The 18,607-nt window shown below is 32.0% G+C and carries 12 protein-coding genes and 1 riboswitch; of the genes, 8 read left to right on the forward strand and 4 right to left on the reverse strand.

From position 1 onward, the window contains the following. Nucleotides 1-4 precede the first annotated feature (4 nt). The 4 genes from WHD08_RS12020 to WHD08_RS12035 all read right to left on the reverse strand — a co-directional run bounded on the left by WHD08_RS12020 (nt 5) and on the right by WHD08_RS12035 (nt 4,794). Nucleotides 5-1,072 (reverse strand): DUF5074 domain-containing protein, encoded by a 1,068-nt coding sequence (locus WHD08_RS12020; protein ID WP_208890665.1) that lies wholly within the window; start codon nt 1,070-1,072, stop codon nt 5-7. Between the two features lie 120 nt (nt 1,073-1,192). Then, nucleotides 1,193-1,400: riboswitch (cobalamin riboswitch) on the reverse strand. A gap of 610 nt (nt 1,401-2,010) precedes the next feature. Continuing rightward, entirely contained in the window at nt 2,011-3,582 is a 1,572-nt protein-coding gene (locus WHD08_RS12025) for a S41 family peptidase (RefSeq protein ID WP_208890664.1), read from the reverse strand. Further along, complete coding sequence (locus WHD08_RS12030; protein WP_165731347.1) at nt 3,572-4,000, reverse strand: deoxycytidylate deaminase; 429 nt, start codon at nt 3,998-4,000, stop codon at nt 3,572-3,574. Before WHD08_RS12030 ends, WHD08_RS12025 begins: the two co-directional genes overlap by 11 nt. Nucleotides 4,001-4,212: 212 nt before the next feature. Continuing rightward, entirely contained in the window at nt 4,213-4,794 is a 582-nt protein-coding gene (locus WHD08_RS12035) for a HupE/UreJ family protein (protein WP_208890663.1), read from the reverse strand. 225 nt (nt 4,795-5,019) lie between these two features. Between WHD08_RS12035 and nirB the strand changes: the two genes are divergently transcribed. The 8 genes from nirB to WHD08_RS12075 all read left to right on the forward strand — a co-directional run bounded on the left by nirB (nt 5,020) and on the right by WHD08_RS12075 (nt 18,599). Continuing rightward, entirely contained in the window at nt 5,020-7,533 is a 2,514-nt protein-coding gene (gene nirB / locus WHD08_RS12040; protein ID WP_208890662.1) for a nitrite reductase large subunit NirB, read from the forward strand. A gap of 163 nt (nt 7,534-7,696) precedes the next feature. Then, nucleotides 7,697-8,074 (forward strand): nitrite reductase small subunit NirD, encoded by a 378-nt coding sequence (nirD, locus tag WHD08_RS12045; RefSeq protein WP_208890661.1) that lies wholly within the window; start codon nt 7,697-7,699, stop codon nt 8,072-8,074. 9 nt (nt 8,075-8,083) lie between these two features. Beyond that, nucleotides 8,084-8,668 (forward strand): DUF4202 domain-containing protein, encoded by a 585-nt coding sequence (locus WHD08_RS12050; RefSeq protein WP_208890660.1) that lies wholly within the window; start codon nt 8,084-8,086, stop codon nt 8,666-8,668. A gap of 17 nt (nt 8,669-8,685) precedes the next feature. Then, on the forward strand, nt 8,686-10,497 hold the full coding sequence (locus WHD08_RS12055; RefSeq protein ID WP_208890659.1) for an ATP-binding protein: 1,812 nt from the start codon (nt 8,686-8,688) through the stop codon (nt 10,495-10,497). 397 nt (nt 10,498-10,894) lie between these two features. Then, a complete protein-coding gene (locus WHD08_RS12060) occupies nt 10,895-11,554 on the forward strand; it encodes a response regulator transcription factor (protein WP_208890658.1) in 660 nt (219 codons plus the stop codon). A 518-nt stretch (nt 11,555-12,072) separates the two neighbouring features. Continuing rightward, nucleotides 12,073-13,506: an MFS transporter gene (locus WHD08_RS12065; protein WP_208890657.1), complete on the forward strand. Its 1,434-nt coding sequence runs from the start codon at nt 12,073-12,075 to the stop codon at nt 13,504-13,506. A 141-nt stretch (nt 13,507-13,647) separates the two neighbouring features. Beyond that, a complete protein-coding gene (locus WHD08_RS12070; RefSeq protein WP_208890656.1) occupies nt 13,648-17,169 on the forward strand; it encodes a nitrate reductase in 3,522 nt (1,173 codons plus the stop codon). Continuing rightward, nucleotides 17,166-18,599 (forward strand): rubredoxin, encoded by a 1,434-nt coding sequence (locus WHD08_RS12075; protein ID WP_208890655.1) that lies wholly within the window; start codon nt 17,166-17,168, stop codon nt 18,597-18,599. Before WHD08_RS12070 ends, WHD08_RS12075 begins: the two co-directional genes overlap by 4 nt. Nucleotides 18,600-18,607 lie beyond the last annotated feature (8 nt).

The following is an 18,607-nucleotide window of genomic DNA, read 5'->3' on the forward strand; positions in this document are numbered from 1 at the left end:
TGTTTTAGATTTCAAACTCTTTAGCAGAAAAGTAAATATCTATTGGAGAAGCTCCTACGTTATCTACCGTTTTTGCTACCGTTTTATCGGCGTTATAAATTACTAAACCACTATTATCTGGATCTATAAAATCCTTTAAACCGATAACGTAAACTTGTTTCGTATTTGGGTGTTGTTTTACAACTGTGTTAAATGCAATTCCGTCGTTAATTGGTGCTGCAAACTCTTCAATTACTTTGGTTTCTGTATTAAAAGTGTAAATTTTTCCAGATGCAGATTCAGACCAAAAAGCATTCACACTTTCTGAGTTCATTGTTAAAATACTGTTTGTATATAAATTAATAACATCATCTGTAACAGTTACTGTTTCGTTAATAGAATAGTCTGCATTTAGTTTTGTAAAGGTGGCAGCTGTGGCTCTTTTTTCTTTTGCTACCCAAATAGTTTCGTTTTTATCTTTTAAAAGTCCAGAAATACTATCATCAAAAGTTATTACAGAAGTAAACTCTTTAGTAGTCATATTCATTACAACTAATTCCTTTCCATCTGCAATTAACACATTTTCTGCATCTACAATTAGTGCAGCATTGTTAAAAAGAATTTCATTAGAAACCTCACTTATAGCATCACCAATACCAGTAGTAGTATTTACATGGCAAAGATTGTAATTTCTACTTCTTCCACTTCCAGAGGTATTAATTACCAAACCATCCGTGTTAGAATACATTTGTAAATAAGATGGAGAAGATACGTTAGAAGAAGTTATAGATTCTTCTACACTTAATGTTTCTAGGTTAACTTTAGAAATATATGATGGTCCATTTTGACTTACAATATATAGTTGATTATTATAGTTAGAAAAAGAGGTGCTTTCTGCATTTTCAGATACCGTAACGTTTGGTGTTGCAATTTGATTTTCGTCTAGAAATGTAAGTGCTGTTTTATCACTTTCTAGAGATAAGATAAAGGCATTATTGTAGGTTATTGGAGCTTCAGGAACTACATCTTTTTTAGTACAAGATACTGCAAATAATAAGCCAATTAAGGCTAATCTAGTTAGACAACTTTTCATTATGATTGATTTTAAAATTTTAAATAACAAAATAGGCAAGTTCTTACTCTTATTAAAAAGCGGAAAAACCATGTATATGACACGTATTTCTTTTTAACTTTTCTCCCGAAAGTTAAAAAAGACGAATATAATTTTTGGCAGGTCTCCTGGCTTGCATTTTGTTAAAACCTTCCCGTCTTTTGTAAAGACAGTGGTGTAAGAAATAACGATAATCTAATTAGACAATGCTTACAGTTGCGGGAACAGCTCAGGCTTAAAAAAACTACCTGATTCCCTTTTAATTTTAATTCAATTTATTGAATATAAAACCAAAAATTTATGATGCAAAAGTATCCCCTTTTTTCATTATAAAAAACTAATTTCAACAAATAATCTAGTGTATTTTTATGTCTTAGGAATTGCAATTTCCTTTTATAAGATAGTGAGATTTCTCAATCGCTAAAGAGCTTATTTTGAAGTCATAAAAATGAATGCAAAAAAAACACACAACTTGTCACTGTGAAGTATTTAGAAGTCTCATAGCAGTGATTTCACAAAATTAAACACCCAAATTGTCATTTCGACGCAAGGAGAAATCTCATAACAGTGATACTATAACAAAAAGCAATTTTATGAGATTTCTCTCTCCGTTCGAAATCACAAAATTGAACGCAAAAAACTTACAACTTGTCACTGCGAAGTATTGAGAAGCCTCATAACCGTGATACCACAAACATGAGCAAATCATGAGATTCCTCAATCGCTTGAAAAAAGCTCATTTCGGAATGACAAACTGTATGAAAAAACACCCAAATTGTCATTTCGACGTTAGGAGAAATCTCATAACAGTGATTCCAAAACAACAAATAATATTATGTGATTTCTCTCTACATTCTAAAAGACAAACAGTGTAAAACATTCAATATTGCTATTGTAAAACGATCAACTAAAACTACAAACTACTTCTCACTCTCCAATTCCAAAACCTTCTGAATCATTTTATCATCCTGGTGCATAATTCGGTAAAAGCCAACATCGCCAAAAAGCGTGTTTGCAATAGAAGCTTTTAGGTATTTTTTTAAGCTTTTTTTGGTTGTTAAAGAAGGTTTATAGGCATCTTTAATATCAGATAAATAAATATTAAAAACAGTATCATCTGTATCAAAATCAGTAATAAAACTATCTATTGTCCATTTTTGTAGCTTTTTTCTATTGTTATCAACATAATCAAAAGCAAAATCATTAATAGTATTAAAGTAATAACCATTCATGTAAGAAGTAGTGTCTATTGGTACAAAAACATCCGGAATAATTCCGCCACCACCGTAAACAACCTTTCCTTTAGGAGTGGTGTATTTTAAAGAATCTACTACTTTTATGCTGTCTTTACTTAGTAGTTCACCATTAGAAACTCTCTTTTGATAATCTGTATAATAATTCTTATTTCCTTTGTGGTCATAGGGTTTTTGAATAGATCTACCGGTTGGCGTATAATAACGAGCCGTTGTTAAACGCACAGCAGAACCATCGCCTAAATCCATTTCTATTTGTACCAAACCTTTACCAAAAGAACGTCTTCCAATAATAGTTCCTTTATCGTTATCTTGTAAAGCACCAGCTAAAATTTCTGATGCAGAAGCAGAGTTTTCATCAATTAAAACATACAAACCACCTTTTTCAAAATCACCTTTAGACGTTGCAAAAGATTCATCAATTTCGTTTTTATTGTTTTTGGTAAAAACAATCAGTTTATCATCTTCTAAAAATTCATCAATAATACTATTTGCAATGTCTATAAAACCACCACCATTGCCTCTAATGTCAAGAATTAAATCAGTCATTCCATCATCAATTAAGGTGTTTAATGCAGATTTAAATTCACTGTAAGTATTTCTTGCAAAACGATCTAATTTAATATAACCAACAGAATCGTTCACCATATATGCTAAATCAACACTTTTAATATTAACATTACCTCGAGTCACGGAAACGGTAAAAGTAGAATCGTTACTTTTTCTATAAATTTTAAGCGCAACCTTGGTGTTTGGTTTCCCTTTTAAATAACCAGGCACTTTATCGGTGTACATTTTTTTACCATACAAAGTATCTTTGTTAGCCATTAAAATTCGGTCTCCTGCCTTAATTCCGGCTTTTATACTTGGGCCACCTTTTATAGGTTGAATAACGGTAATTGAATCTTCAATCATTCTAAACTGAACGCCGATTCCTACAAAGTTACCTTGCATGTTTTCTGTAACCGCTTGCAGCTTTTCTTTAGGAATATAAACAGAATGTGGATCTAGTTTACCCAACATTTGCGTAATAGCTCCGTCTAAAAGACTTTCTGTATTTACAGTATCTACGTAGTCTTTTTCAATAAAATTAATAAGTTTTCTTATTTTTAGTTCTTGAGACGAATTTTTATTTAAAGACAACATATTGCTACCACTTCCGTTAAGCGAAAGTCCAATAAGTAAACCAAAAATAACTGCTAAAGACAAGTATATAGGGAGGTTGTTTCTATTCTTCATAAGGTAAATGCATAATTTCTACGCCTGCTTTTTCTAGAAAATTGATACCAGAAGTATCTTTGTATGATTCTGCATACACAACACGTTTTATTCCTGCTTGGTGAATTAATTTGCTGCACTGAGTACATGGAGATAAGGTAATATATAAGGTTGCACCCTCTGCAGATTGTGTAGAAGACGCCACTTTTAAGATGGCATTTGCTTCTGCGTGTAAAACTTCCCACTTTGTAACTCCATTACAATCTTCGCAAGAATTATCAAAACCAGTAGGTGTTCCGTTAAAGCCATCAGAAATGATCATTCTGCCTTTTACAATTAACGCGCCTACTTGTTTACGTTTGCAATGAGAGAGTTTCCCCCATTCGCGAGCCATTTTTAAATAAGCCCTATCGTATTTTAATTGTTTCTTTTCAGTCATACAGAACGAAAGTAAAAAGATTTAGATAAATATGACGTTAATAATTAGACAAAATTTATTTTCAGCTGTTATGAATAATTTTTTGGGCGTTCCCTTATAGGTCGGGCTTTCCGCTACAATCTTTTTATTCATCCTTCATAAAAAGGATTTTCACTGCAATCCCTAACGCAGCTAGTCTGCAAACAGCAGTTTAATACTTTAAATTTTAAGGCTTACCAAAATACTCTATCTAGCATCATTTGTATAGAAAAACCAATTACAATAGACGAGCAAACTAAAATCCAATCTCTTCTGCTAACTCTAAAAAAGTTTTGAAGTAATGTACCAACAATTAAAATACCTAAGACAATAATAATTTGAGCAGCTTCTATACCTAATGCAAATTCTAATAGCGGAAACAATTTATTTTCTTCTTTACCAACCATCATTTTAAAATAGTTAGAAAACCCTAAACCGTGAATTAAACCAAAAAACAAGGCAAATATTAAGTTGATGTTTTGGTTACCAGAAGTAGTATTTTTTGCTGTAAAAACATTAATTGCTCCAGTTATAAAAATGGTTACCGGAATTAAATATTCAATAATATCTATTCTAATTTTTAGAATTCCGTAAGCAGATAATGCCAAAGTAACAGAATGACCAATTGTAAATAAGGTTACTAACCATAAAACTTTTTTCCATTGTTTAAAGCTAAATACAACAGCTAACACAATCAAAAATAAAATATGATCGTAAGCAGATAAATCTAACACATGGTTTAAACCCATTTTAAAATACAGTAAAAAATCGTCCATTAAAAAAAATAATTAAGTGTGAATGGTAAAGATATTAAAAACAGTAATTGGATAAAAGCTTAAATACACTATTAACAATTCTAATTACTTAATTTTAAATAAAATCAAATTTATAAGTATTCATTCCTTTAAATCGATAATAATTTGATAAATACGTAAAGTTTATTACTTTTAATAAGTATTAATACGTAATAATACTTAGTTTTGTAATTCAAATACGTAATTATGAAAACAGTTATAGTTGTCGGAAACGGAATGGTTGGTTATAAATTTTGTGAAAAATTTGCAGCAACTCCAGAAAGTAAAGATTTTAAAGTTATTGTTTTTGGTGAAGAACCAAGACCTGCTTATGATAGAGTTCATTTAAGTGAGTTTTTCGAAAATCAAGATGCAAAAGCCTTAGAAATGGCACCTGCAGAATGGTATAAAGAAAACAATATCGATTTAATTGTTGATGAAAGAGTTTCGGAAATCAATAGAAAATCTAAAGTAATTACTACGGCAAACGATAGAGAGTTTTCTTACGATTACTTAGTATTAGCTACGGGGTCTTCTGCTTTTGTTCCGCCAATTAAAGGCGTAGAAAAAGAAGGGGTTTTTGTATACAGAACCATAGAAGATTTAGAAGGAATGTTGGCATATGCAGCAAAACTGAAAGATAAAAACCCAAATGCAAGAGCTGCCGTTTTAGGAGGAGGATTGTTAGGTTTAGAAGCTGGTAAAGCCGTTATGGATATGGGATTAGAACCTCATATTGTAGAGTTTGCCTCTAAGTTAATGCCAAGACAATTAGATTCTAGAAGTAGTAACGTATTGCAATTAAAATTAGAGTCTATAGGATTAAATATTCATTTAAACAAAGCAACCAATCAAATTTTAGGTGATACATGTATTACCGGAATGGAGTTTGGCGAAGACGATGTTTTAGATGTTGAAATGTTAGTAGTTTCTGCCGGAATTAGACCGAGAGATGAGCTAGGTAAAGTGTCTGGTTTAGAAATGGGTGTTCGTGGCGGAATTGTAGTAGACAATAAAATGCAAACTTCCGATCCAAGTATTTTTGCAATTGGAGAAGTTGCTTTGTACAACCAAATGATTTTTGGTTTGGTGGCTCCTGGTTATGATATGGCGGGCGTTGCAGTAAATCAAATTATTGGAAATGTAGAAGAATTAATGCCTGCTGAAATTGACATGTCTACCAAATTAAAATTAATTGGAGTAGATGTAGCAAGTTTTGGAGAACCTTTTATGCCAGCATCAAAAGGACATTCAGTTATTTTCGAAAATAAAACTCAGCATTTATATAAAAGAATTAACGTTAGTTTAGATGGTAAATCTTTATTAGGAGGAATCTTAGTTGGTGATGCATCGGACTATAATATGTTGCACCAAGTATATTTAAACGGAATGCCAATTCCAGAAGATGCAGCACAATTAATATTGCCAGCAACAGAAGGCGGTGCTTTTGGTAGTGCTTTAGATTTACCAGACGAAGCGCAAATTTGTTCTTGTGAGAATGTAACAAAAGGTCAGATTTGTGGAGCCATAAAAGATGGTTCTTGTGAAGATTTAGCCGGAGTTATTTCATCAACAAAAGCAAGTACAAGTTGTGGTGGTTGTAAACCAATGGTTACAGATTTGGTAAACGAAACCTTGAAATCTCTTGGTAAAACGGTTAAAAATGTAATTTGTGAACATTTTGAATATAGCCGTCAAGAATTATACGGAATTATAAAAGCTAAAAAACTGACTTCTTTTAATGAAGTTTTAGATGCTTGTGGAACCGGACATGGTTGCGAAACTTGTAAGCCTTTGGTTTCTTCAATTTTTGCAAGTTTATATAATGACACGCCAAATAAAGAAGATGTTACTCAAGATACAAACGATAAATTTTTAGCAAACATTCAGCGTAACGGAACCTATTCTGTAGTGCCAAGAATTGCTGGTGGAGAAGTTACTCCAGAAGATTTAATTGTTCTAGGCCAAATTGGATCGAAATACAATTTATACACAAAAATTACCGGTGGAGCTCGTATCGATTTCTTTGGTGCAGAGTTAAACGATTTACCAGCTATTTGGAAAGAGTTAATTGCTGCTGGTTTTGAAAGTGGACATGCTTATGGAAAATCTTTAAGAACTGTTAAAAGTTGTGTCGGTTCTACATGGTGTCGTTATGGTTTAGATGAAAGTATCACGTTTGCTATTGAGTTAGAAAACAGGTATAAAGGATTGCGTTCTCCGCATAAGATTAAAGGTGGAGTTTCTGGTTGTATCCGTGAATGTGCAGAAGCGAGAGGTAAAGATTTTGGAATTATTGCTGTAGAAGGTGGTTGGAATTTGTATGTTGGTGGAAACGGTGGAGCAACACCAAGACATGCTCAGTTATTAGCAGAAAAAATAGACAACGAAACGGTTATAAAATATTTAGACAGATACTTAATTTATTACATACAAACGGCTGCTCCGTTAATGAGAACTGCTGCTTGGTTAGATAAATTAGAAGGCGGAATAGAACAATTGAAAAAAGTGGTTGTTGAAGATAGTTTAAATATTGTTGAAGATTTAGAAAAAGAAATGCAATTCTTAGTAGATGCTTACGAATGTGAGTGGAAACAAGCTATAGAAAACGAAGAGATTAAAAAACGTTTTCAGCATTTTGTAAATTCAGATGATAGAGATGATAACTTAGTATTTGTTCCGTTACGTGATCAGAAAATGCCAGAACTTTGGAAGAATTAAAGATAAATTAAGTAATCACAACATCTCGATACAATTTTGCAAAAAAGCAAAATCACTCGATGTGACAACACAAAATTAGAACTATTAAAACGTACTGTCAGTTCGAGTGAAATTTCTTTTTCAGAAATTTTGTATCGAGAACATATCAACAAAAACAACAATTATGGATACATTACTTTTAAAATACAAAACAGTAAAAGAAGCAGATGTAAAAGTTTGGTTTAAAGCAGCATCGGTTAGTGCATTTCCAAAAGATGGTGGAGCCTGTGTAAAGTATAAAGATTTACAAATTGCAGTTTTCAATTTTTCGAGATTAGATAAATGGTATGCTTGCCAAAATTTATCACCAGAAAAACAAGAGAATGTATTGTCTAGAGGTATGTTGGGTGATCATAAAGGGATTCCTAAAATTGCATGTCCATTGCATAAAAAAACATTTTCGTTAGAAACTGGCGAAAATTTAAATGCAGATTTAGCACCTATTGCTGTTTATCCAATTAAGATTGAAGCAGAAAATGTGTATATTGGCTTTTCAGAATAAACACAAAAGATGAAGCCAACAAGATTTGAAACTGCCATTGCATTAATAGATAAAAAAAACGCTGAAGATCCAAACAACTACCAAGTTTCTGGATTAGAGTATCCTAAAGAGTTGTTATACTCACAAAGGATGACAAGAAAGTTACTTCAGTTTGATCCAAATGCATCTAAAGCACTTCAAATTTCGGCAAGAGCACAGCATATTTGTCGTTGGAAAATTGGTAGAAAAGAATATCCGATGGATAGAGTTGGGTATTTAAAATGGCGTGAAGAATTAAAAAAGATGCACGCAAATACTACTGGAGAAATCTTAGAACAAGTTGGTTTTGATGAACAGTTTGTAGACAGAGTTCAGAAGATTATCTTAAAAAAACTCATCAAGAAAAACGAAGAAGCTCAAACTTTAGAAGATGTTATTTGTTTGGTTTTTCTAGATTATTATTTTGATGAATTTGCAGCAAAACATACCGATGAAAAAATTATCGATATTTTAAAGAAAACGTGGATAAAAATGTCTGATAATGGACATGCAGCAGCGTTAAAAATTCCATTTTCAGAAAAAAGTCTAGACTTGGTAAAACAAGCTATTTCATAAATAAAATGTAATTTAACATGACTAAAAACGGCAATTCATTAGACCAAAGAACGTTTGATAAATTAAGCCGTTTATACATTATTGCATTAAGCACCATTGCACTTTCTGTAGTAATTAGTCAGGTTTTAGTTCGTAATCATTTAGAAACTCAAAAAAGTGATTCTACCGTAATTAATGTGGCTGGTAGACAAAGAATGTTGAGTCAGAAATTAACCAAAGAAATAGTTTCTCTTTCTGATTATTCTGATAAAAAAAATAGACTTCTACTTAAGAATAAAATTTCAGAAACCCTTTATCTGTGGCAGTTATCTCATCATGCGCTTCAAAAGGGTAATGACAGTTTAGGGCTTCCTGAACATAATAGCGATAAAATTAAAAGTGAATTTAAAGCGATTAATCCTGTTTTTAATACTATTGAAAAAGCAGCAAAATCAATCGTAAAAAAAATATCACAAAACCCTACTATTCCTATTGATGCGCTAACATCAGAAATTAAAAAAGTAACTCATAATGAAGGTTCTTTTTTATTGATGATGGATGAAATTGTAAATCAATACAATGTAGAAGCTGATAAAAAAATAGCTTGGTTAAAAAAATTAGAATTTCTTTTAATGTCTTTCACGTTAATAATTCTTTTAGGTGAATTTTTATTTATTTTTTGGCCAACAGCAAAATCGGTAAAAGCAACACTTTCAGAGTTATTATCCGCAGAAAAAAGAGCTAAAAAAATGGCTTTTGATGCTGACGAACTTAGTCTTTCGAAAGAAAAATCGATAAAAGAATTACGTGCGTTTAGCCATGCAATAGATGAAACGTTATTGTTTGCAAGGGTTTCGCCAAGCGGAAACTTAATTCATATTGGAAATAAATTTTCACGCTTGTTTAGATTATCAAACTTAAAGAATGAAGTGTTATTTTGGAATGTTTTATCTAAAAATGAAAACGAACAATTAGTAATTGAAAGCTTAATTAATAAATATAAAAAAACAGGTTGGCAAGGAGAAGTAAAAGCAACCATAAAAGGAAATATCGATATTTGGTTAGAAATGTCTTTGGTGCCTTATAGACCAACAGAAGACAGGTCCGAATTGTTAATTATTGCCTCTGAAATTACAGATAGAAAAGCGGCTCAAATAGAAGTAGAAAGACTTACAGAAGAAAGTTTTGAAGAGAAAATGAGTCAGCAAAAGATAATCTCTAGTAAGATTATTGAGAATCAAGAAAAGGAGCAAAACAGAATTGCTAAAGATGTGCATGACGGAATTGGGCAAATGCTAACTGGATTAAAGTACAATTTAGAAAGCATCAATATGAATGATATTGAGAAGACCACTTTAAAAATTGAACACCTAAAAGAGTTAACCACAAATATTATAAAAGGCGTTAGAACTGCTACTTTTAATTTAACTCCGCCAGAATTATCAGACCACGGAATTGTGCCTGCAATTACCAAGTTAACACACGAATTAGGTAGATTGACAGGAAAAGAAATCATATTTTTTAATAAAACAGATTTTAATGAACGTTTAGATTCTTTAGTAGAAATTAATATTTATAGAATTGTACAAGAAGCAATTAATAACGCTATTAAATACGCAGATTCGTCACATATTTTAGTGTCACTTTCTCATAGTCAAAATATTTTAAGTATAAATATTGATGATGATGGCCAGGGTTTTGAGCCTTCTAAAGTAAAAAAAGTTAAAAACGGTGATGGTGGCATGGGTATGACTTTTATGAAAGAGCGTATTAAATATATTAATGGTCGTTTATTCTTAAATTCTGAATTAGGAGAAGGAACTAGAGTTACATTGAATATTCCTATTTAATAATCTATCTTAATCTTCTTAAAGGGAAGAAAACAACGCCTTGAGTATTTTGTGTTTCAGCAAAAAAAAACAGTATTAACCAATCAGTTTGTCATTTCGACATGAGCTTTTTTTAAGCGATTGAGAAATCTCACAAGAAAAGAAAACACTGTTTAGCAGCCTTATGAGATTTCTCCCAAAAGGTCGAAAAGACAAACTGTACGTAAAAATAACCACTCAACTTGTCACTTCGAAGTATTGAGAAGTCTCATAACAGTGATAACGTAAAGTGCAGCAAACTTTATGAGGTTTCTGAGAAAAAGTCTAAAAGACAAACTGAGTGTAAAAACTCCACCCTATATAAATACGTAGTTTTACTTAAAAACCTTATTTTTGTACGTATAAAATAGTTGCAATTATGATAAATGTAGTTTTAGCAGACGACCATGTTTTGGTAAGAGATGGAATAAAAGCACTTTTAGAAGATCAAACAGGAATTACTGTAATTGATGAAGCTTCTAACGGAAAAGAAGCGCTAGAAGTTATTGCTAAAAACAAACCACACGTTCTTATTGTAGATATCCGTATGCCAGAAATGAACGGAATTGAAGTAGTTGCAGAAATTACTAAAAATAAGATTGATGTAAGAACGCTTGTTCTTTCTATGCATGATTCTGAAGAATACGTAGTAAAATCTATACAAGCAGGTGCAGATGGTTATTTATTAAAAGGAGCGAGTAAAGAGGAGTTTTTAAAAGCTGTAAATAATGTTGCAGCAGGAGATAAGTATTTTACGGGTGATGTTTCTACCATTATCATGAACAATTTTGTAAACGGAAATACTGCGACAAAAGAAGAACAAAAAACAGCAATAAAAGAACTTCCTTTTAAATTAACAAAGAGAGAAAGACAAATACTGACTTTAGTTTTAGAGTTAAAAAATAATAAAGATATTGCTGATGAACTAGCAATTAGTAAACGTACTGCAGAAGTACATCGTTTTAACTTAATGAAGAAACTAGAAGCTAAAAACCTACAAGAATTAACCAATAAAGCGAAAGAATATCAGTTAATATAGAATAAACCGCAAAGCTCGCAAAAAAAAGAATCTCTGTGCATCTCTGAGTTTCTTAGCGCATCTCTGTGTAACAACTAATACTTACTTTTTCGTTTGATTTTTTTTTAATTTATCAATTACAAATACACTGTATATCATAATTAGTAAGCCAAGAATCATAGAGCTATATTGTAAAGTTCTATAATCAGCTAAAAATGTCATTCCGATTGTAGAAAGTGACATTCCTAGTACAAATAGGTTTATTCCTTTATTATTTTTCATCTTTGTTCCGTTTATTTACAATTGATTAGTAGTGTAATAGAACTATTTGTTACACTTTGTCTCATGATTTTTAAATGAATAGCATCATTTTATATAATACACCTTTTTCATACCAATTATTTTTAAACCCCAATTTTATCAAATTCATAAATTCGATACTACGTAATTATTAATCTAGTAAATTTTAAATAATACGTATTTTTTAGGTAGTTAATTAAGTATTTATACTTAGTTTTGTGTATCTAAAAATATGTATTATGATAAATCTAGCTCAAGAAAAATCAACAAAATTAAGTTTATTCGACTTTAAGAATGTGGCCACTCGTACATTCTGGATTACTTCAATATCATTCTTTTTATGCTTTTTTGCATGGTTTGGTATTGTACCATTTATGCCAGATGTTGTAAAAGATTTAGGTTTAACACCAGATCAAAAATGGAACTCTATAATTTTAGCCGTTTCAGGAACCGTTTTTGCACGTTTACTTATTGGTAAATTATGTGATAAATACGGACCAAGATTATGTTATACTTGGTTATTAATGTTAGGTGCAATTCCTGTAATTTTATGTGGATTGGTACAAACACCGACTCAATTTTTAGTTTGTAGACTATTTATTGGTTTTATTGGTGCGTCCTTTGTAATTACACAAGTACACACTTCTTTAATGTTTGCGCCTAATATTGTAGGTACTGCAAATGCAACTTCTGCAGGTTGGGGAAATTTAGGTGGTGGAGCTAATAGATTAGGAATGCCTTTAATTGCTGCAGCAGTTGTTGCTTTTGGTGTTGCAGATGGTGAGGCTTGGAGATATTCTATGGTAATTGCTGGTATTGTTTGTTTTGCAATGGGTATTGTATATTACTTTTTTACAACAGATACACCTAAAGGAAACTTTAGCGAGTTAAAAGAAGCTGGAGAAATGGTGGTTACTAAAAAAGACCAAGTTGGTTTTTTAGAAGTGCTAAAAGATTATAGAGTTTGGATTCTTTTTGTTGTGTATGCAGCAAGTTTTGGAATTGAATTAACAGTTTACGGTACCATGGATGATTACCTTCAAAATACCTTTCAGTTAGAAAGAGTTACAGCTGGTAACATTGTATTGTCATTTGCATTGATGAATATTTTTGCAAGAACTTTAGGTGGTTTCTTTGGAGATAAATTTGGGAAGTTAAAAGGCTTAAGAGGTCGTGTTTTATTCTTATCTTTCATTTTAACTTTACAGGGAGTAATGTTGATATTTTTCTCTGGAGCTACAAGTTTGGTTTTAGGAGTTGTATTGTTAATTTTGTTTAGTTTAAGTGTTCAAATGGCAGAAGGAGCAACGTTTTCTGTAGTACCATTTATCAATAAAAAAGCAATTGGTTCTGTGTCTGGTATTGTTGGAGCAGGAGGAAACGTAGGAGCATTTTTAGCAGCAATGTTATTAAAATCGAAATCTGCATTGGCAGAAAAATCAGCAATTTTATCTAGTGAAGGTTTAAGTGCAGAGGTTGTAAAAGCCGCACAGTCTGCAGCATCTTCAAGTGCAGTGTCTAGCGGATATTTACTAATTGGTTTTGTAGTTGTAATTACAGGTATTGTAGCTTTAACAATTAAGTTTTCTACAGAAGAAGAAGGAGCAGAAAGCTTTAAACAAGATGTAGATGGTCTTCAGCCAGAATTAATACCTATAAAAGTAAAAGCTTAAACAATAAAAACAAATTAACTAAAATGTTTTTATTGTTCATTTAAAAACTCGCTGTACTTTTAAAAGTGTATTCAGATTAATAAAATAGAATTTTGGTTCGTAAAATTTTAATGTCGTATTTAGTATAAAATATTGGTCTAAATGATTAAAAATGAAATTAAAACAACGTGTTCTTATTGTGGAGTAGGTTGTGGAATTATCGTAAAAAAAGACATTAACAACAAGGTTTTTGTTGAAGGTGATAAAGACCATCCTGTTAATAAAGGAATGTTATGTTCTAAGGGGATGAATCTTCATTACGTTGCCAATGATACTTCAGACAGAATTTTATATCCAGAAATGCGATGGTCTCGTTCGCATCCGCGTGAGCGTGTTTCTTGGGATACTGCTTTAGATAGAGCAGCCAGTGTTTTTAAATCCATTATAAAAAAACATGGTCCGGATTCAGTAGCATTTTATGTTTCTGGACAAAGTTTAACAGAAGAATATTACATAGCAAATAAGTTAACAAAAGGATTTTTAGGAACCAATAATATAGATACCAACTCACGTTTATGTATGAGTTCTGCCGTGGTTGGTTATAAGAAAACATTCGGAGAAGATAGTGTGCCAATTTCTTATGATGATATTGAATTAGCAGATTGTTTTTTAATTACAGGGGCAAATCCTGCTTGGTGTCATCCAATTTTATTCAGACGAATAGAAAAACGGAAAGAAGAAAATCCGAATGTAAAAATCATTGTAATTGATCCTCGTAAAACAGATTCTGCAAAATTTGCTGATTTGCATTTACAATTAACACCAGGAACAGATGTTGTTTTATACAATGCAATTGGTAGGTGTTTATACAAAAGTGGTTTAATTGATGAAGATTTTATCAAAAAACACACACAAGGTTTTGATGGTTACAAAGAAATAATTTTTGGAACAACTTTAAAACAAGCTTCCAAAATTTGTGGAGTTCCGGCAAAAGAAATTCAGAAAGCCGCAGAAATGATTGGTCTTGCAAAAGGGTTTATCAGCATGTGGGCAATGGGTTTAAACCAGAGTGTAATTGGTACAGACAAAAACACCTCACTCATAAACTTATCTTTAATTACTGGTCAAGTTGGTAAACCAGGTGCTGGTCCTTTTTCATTAACAGGGCAACCAAATGCAATGGGCGGACGAGAAGTTGGCGGAATGGCAAACTTGTTAGCAGTTCATAAAGATTTAGGAAACGAAGAACACAGAAGAGAAGTTGCACAGTTTTGGGGCGTAGATAAAATATCTGCAAAACCAGGCTTAACAGCAACAGAATTGTTTGATGCTTTAGAAAGCGGAAAAGTAAAAGCTGTTTGGATTGCGAGTACAAATCCGTTGGTGAGTATGCCAAATTCTCATCAGATAGAAAAAGCCATGGCAAAATCTAAATTTGTGGTGGTGCAAGAAATTTCTCACAAAGCAGATACTTTAGCTTTTGCAGATTTGGTTTTACCAGCTGCTGCTTGGTTAGAGAAAGAGGGGACCATGACCAATTCGGAACGTAGAATTTCTTATTTACCAAAAGAAATAGAAGCTCCAGGAGAAGCAAGACCAGATGTAGAAATTTTCTGTGATTTTGCACAAAGAATGGGCTTTAGAGGTTTCGATTTTAATGGAGCAGAAGAAATTTACGACGAATATGCGTCTATGACCAAGGGAACTAATATTGATGTTTCTTTCTTAAATTATGATCGATTAAAAAACGAAGGGACTTTTCAGTGGCCTGTAAATGAATATAGAAGTAAAGGAACACCGCGTCTTTTTGAAGATAAAAAGTTTTATACACCATCTCAGAAAGCAATTTTTAATACACCATCTACCATAGAAAATACTTCTGTAAAAACAAACGATGAATTCCCTTTAATTTTAACCACAGGTCGTATTAGAGATCAATGGCACACGATGACGAAGACGGGGAAGGTAGCAAGATTAAAAACACATTATCCAAAACCTGTTTTAGAAATTAATCCGGTTGATGCTTTTTTAAACAAAATTAAAGAAGGAGATATTACCGAAATAAAAAGTGCAAACGGAGTTGTTAGGGTCCGTGCTAAAATTACAGATGACATTAAAGAAGGAGTTGTTTTCTTGCCAATGCATTGGGGTAAAGTTTTAAAAAGCAATTTAAATAGAGCCAATAATTTAACCAATACACATGTAGATCCGGTTTCTAAAGAACCCGATTTTAAGTTTACATCTGTTTCTGTATCAAAATATAAAAAACCGAAAGACAAAATTATTATTGCAGGTGCAGGAGCCGCTGCTTTTCGATTTTTACAAAATTATAGAGATTATAACGAGGTTGATGAAATTCATGTTTTTTCTATGGAAAAGAACTTGTTTTACAACCGTGTTTTATTACCAGAATATATTACAGAAGAACTTTCTTGGGAGCAATTATTGAAAATAAAAAACGCTGAATTAAAGAACTTAAATATAAAAATTCACCCAGAAACAATTATCAATAAAATTGATAAAGAAGCAAAAATTGTTACAGATTCTAACGGAGAAACACATTCTTTTGATAAACTAATTTTAGCAACCGGAAGTAGACCTTTCATCCCGAAGGATGTACAAATAGAATTACCTGGTCGTTTTACCATGCGTAATAAAAGTGATGCAGACAGATTTAAAAATTACCTAGACAGTACAGGTTTACCGCCAGAAGAACAACATGTTGTAATTGTTGGTGGAGGTTTGTTAGGTTTAGAGTTGGCAGCTGCTATGAAGCATAAGAATGTGAAAATTACAATCATTCAGCGTGCATCTCGATTAATGGAACGTCAGTTAGATAAAATTTCTAGTAAATTATTATCTCTAAATGTACAAGAAAGAGGTATTCAAATTTATTTTGATAATGAAGTAAGTACTGTTTTTGATGATGAAGATACGGGCGAATTAACCATCAACCTAAAATCTGGAAAATACATTACAGCAAACGCAATTGTGTATGCCATTGGTACAAGACCAAATATAGAAATTGCTAAGAATAACGGAATACTTTGCGGAAGAGGTGTAAAGGTAAATCAGCATTTACAATCTTCTCATCCAGATATTTTTGCCATCGGAGAAATAGCAGAATTCAATAATAAGTTATTCGGAATTACTTCTGCAGCAGAAGAGCAAGCAGGAATTTTAGCCAACTTTATTGCTGGAGATATCAGTGAAGCTTACAAAGGTTCTGTTTTGATGAATATTTTAAAATTCAGCGATTTAAACTTGTGTAGTATTGGTGAAATTAAAGTGCCAGAAAACGATCCGAGTTACGAGGAAATTATTTTTACAGATATTTCTAAAGGATATTATAAAAAGTGTATTGTTAAAGACGATTTATTAATTGGTGCTGTTTTAGTAGGTGATAAAAACGAATTCGCAGAGTTTAAAACCTTAATAGAAAGTAAGATTGAAATGTCTGACAAACGAGATACTTTGTTAAGAGGAGCCTCTAACGATACGCCAATGTTGGGCGAGTTGGTTTGTTCTTGTAGCCAAGTTGGATCGGGTAATATAGAAGAAGCAATTGCTGGTGGATGTTCTGATTTTACAGAATTATGTAATAAAACCGGAGCCGGTTTAGGGTGTGGAAGTTGTAAAACGGAAGTAAGAGATATTTTGAATAACGCAAAAGTAACGGTATGAGCAAGCAATTAAATAGATTGATAGTTAGAGGTGGCGTTTTATCTCCAGGAGAACTAAAATATATATGCGAATCCGTAGAAAGTTTAGGTCAAAAAACGATTTCTTTTGGGTCTCGACAAGATATTTTATTACCAAAAAAAATAAATCAAGAAGAGTTATCTCAATTTGATAAACTGCAGCTGGTAGAAGCAGATGATACGGGTACAGAAAACATTGTTTCGTCTTATGTTTGTGCAGATATTTTTCCGAGTACTTCTTGGTTAACAGGAGATCGATATTTGTATTTATTAGAACAGTTTCGATCAAAATCAAAATTAAAAATAAATTTAACAGATCCAAAACAACGTTTAGTTCCTTTGTTTACAGGAAACATCAATTTTATAGCTTCAGAACACGAAGATTATTGGTATTTGTATGTGAGGCTTCCAGAATGGAAAAACACACAAATGTATCCTGCTTTAATTTATAGTTGGGATTTAGATAAGGTTGAAACAGCTATAGAAAACATCTTACAAGAAGAACCAGAAACCATAGAAATGATTTTTGATTTGGTAAGTGATGCCATAGATACCAATAATAGAACGGTTGATAAACCTTTAGAAGTGCCTTTTTATCCTTTTCCTTATTTTGAAGGAATGAACAAAATTGGTATGGATAAATATTGGTTGGGTTTGTATTGGAGAAACAATAAATATGATATTTCTTTCTTAAAAGAAATGTGCGAATTGTGCTCTGAAAATAAGATAGGAAAAATTTCTATTACACCTTGGAAATCTTTTGTAGTGAAAGGGATTCCGAAAGAATCTAAACTGGTTTGGGAGAAGTTTTTAGGCAAGCGAGGAATCAACGTCCGCCATTCTATGTTAGAGTTAAATTGGCATATTCCGGTTGCCAATAAAGATGCTTTAAATTTAAAGAAATACTTGGTTTCTAACTTCGATCAGAATGATATTAGTACGTATGGTTTAACCTTCGGAATTACAGATTATAGTAAAGCAGCTTATTATTTTACATCTATTGTTGTCGAAAAAAATAAACAACCAGAAATGATTGGAAATTTTCAAACAAGAGATACCTATAATCTTTTGTATGCTAAGAATTTTGATCCAAATACAAGACAATATATTATGCACGTACAAGACGTGGATAAGGTAGAATTACCTGGTTTGTTAATGGAGTTAAGTCAGTTGTATTTTGATCAATTAGGTAGTGAAAAAGAAGTAGAGAAAGAGGCCGAAACTAAAAAAGAAACTACAGCGTTAGAGGTTTATCAATGTACAGATTGTTTAACAATTTATGATGAAGCTTTTGGAGATATTACACAAGATATTGCTCCAAAAACTGTTTTTAATGATCTGCCAGAAAGTTATGAATGCTCGCTTTGCGAAGCTTCAAAAAGCAGTTTTCAAAAAGTAGTTTTAGTTAAATAAAAACGCAT

This window comes from Polaribacter sejongensis, assembly GCF_038024065.1.
Taxonomy (GTDB): Bacteria; Bacteroidota; Bacteroidia; order Flavobacteriales; family Flavobacteriaceae; genus Polaribacter; species Polaribacter sejongensis.